This window comes from Shewanella sp. POL2, assembly GCF_000282755.1.
Taxonomy (GTDB): Bacteria; Pseudomonadota; Gammaproteobacteria; order Enterobacterales; family Shewanellaceae; genus Shewanella; species Shewanella xiamenensis.
In genome coordinates this window covers 1-1,557 of sequence record NZ_AKZL01000186.1, presented here as the reverse complement: position 1 = coordinate 1,557, position 1,557 = coordinate 1, and the positions used below count along the sequence as shown (strand labels likewise).

At 50.4% G+C, this 1,557-nt stretch carries 2 protein-coding genes and 1 pseudogene; 2 read left to right on the top strand and 1 reads right to left on the bottom strand.

Features of this window, described 5'->3' with window-relative positions:
* Positions 1-515: pseudogene (locus tag SHEWPOL2_RS22610) on the top strand (LPXTG cell wall anchor domain-containing protein); the annotation flags it as partial.
* A gap of 9 nt (positions 516-524) precedes the next feature.
* Positions 525-1,205 (top strand): class GN sortase, encoded by a 681-nt coding sequence (locus SHEWPOL2_RS21930; protein WP_037431758.1) that lies wholly within the window; start codon positions 525-527, stop codon positions 1,203-1,205.
* A gap of 111 nt (positions 1,206-1,316) precedes the next feature.
* On the opposite strand, the gene SHEWPOL2_RS21925 is transcribed toward SHEWPOL2_RS21930, so the two are convergent.
* The coding region (locus tag SHEWPOL2_RS21925; protein ID WP_037431756.1) for a diguanylate cyclase at positions 1,317-1,557 on the bottom strand (241 nt) is incomplete at its 5' end.

Sequence of the window (1,557 nt, the reverse complement as noted above, 5' to 3'; positions counted from 1 at the left end):
GATCAGCCTAAAGCGTCATCCTCGAGAGCCTCAGGAACTGGTGATCTCCGGTCGTCAGGGCCATAAAAGCTAGGCAGCAGTCGTTATCTTTACAAGCCAATGGCGCAAGCCATTCTGCAACAGATGTAGCGCAGCCAGCAGCTGGGCTCGATTTACTCTGGGCGCGCAAACAGATTGCGGCGTTAGAGCTGAGTAAAAACGGCGCTAACGATGACAAGGTCAAAGAGCAGGTCACGGCGTTGTCGCTGAACTATCACTTAGTCAGCCCCTATACCAGCTTGGTCGCGGTGGATTTAACGCCCATCACCACTAATGCGATAAGCCGAGATGCAGTGGTGCGCCAGCATTTACCCTTGGGTTGGCAGCCTATGGGCGTTTTGCCACAAACATCGACCTCGAGCCGTTTTGACATGCTCTTAGGGGGCGGTGTGTTACTGCTTGCTTTGATGTTGTCGCTGTCGATTCGTCGCCAGCAGCGGCAGCAACGCGCGCTGTCATTAGCGCTGAATACTTGAGTCATGTCTATGAGTATGCGCATGACTCAACAGATACAAATAGGGTTGCTAGTGGGATTGGTATTACTCGGCATCACGTTGTTTGGAAAAGGATTCTATATGCAAGCGAAAGCACACTTTGCCCAATATTTGATTGAACAAGCCTGGGCTAAAACCTTAATTGATGGTCAGTCCCATAAACCTTGGTCATGGGCTGATACCTATCCCGTGGCTAAGCTCTCCATCGAGCAAGCTAAAAGACCGAATCACTTCGATGGTCCGGCATCCAACGACAGCTTATATGTGCTGGCGGGCGCATCTGGCCGTAACTTGGCCTTCGGGCCAGCCTTAGTGCTGTCGAGTGCACCCGCTGGCGCGCAAGGCAACACAGTGATTGCTGGGCATAGGGATACGCATTTTGCGATGTTAAATGGTATCAGCGTTGGACGCCGCTTGGCGCTGCAAACAGCGGCGGGTAGGGAGATTGTTTACCAAGTGGTGGCGACCGAAGTGGTGCACGAATCGCAAACTGAGTGGATGGCGCCAAGTGAGGATAATCGTTTAACGCTCATCACCTGCTATCCCTTCGATGCGCTGCAAGGTGGGGCGGAACTGCGTTTTGTGGTACAGGCTATCCCGGTCGAGCCAGAATCTGCAGCTCAATCCGAAGGGGCGACAGCCGATAGTATGTTGGAGCCCAAAGTGGCTTGAACATTCGATTTAATAGCTTGAGTTACTCGCTATTATGTATAGGTTGACTGGTAACTAAAAAATTGGCAAATCAATTAAGGCAGAGCTGATGGCTCTGCCTTAATGTCAGAATTAATTGTTTATCGGCATCACTCTATTACGGCCTAGCCGTTTTGCCTCGTAAAGTAACTTATCTGTATTTTCAATAAGTTGTATTACTGATTGTCTTTCTTGCCACTGAGATACACCAAAGGAGGCGGTGATATTGTCGATACGTTGATCTTTGCGTCGATCCTTGATGCTGAGTTTTTCAAGCCCACGGCGCATGGCTTCAGCCAGTTGCCTGGTAATGCGTAATTGGCACTTTGGCACT

Coding starts and splice junctions, on each gene's coding strand:
- SHEWPOL2_RS21930 (WP_037431758.1), top strand. CDS start 525: ATGAGTATGCGCATGACTCAACAGATACAAATAGGGTTGCTAGTGGGA.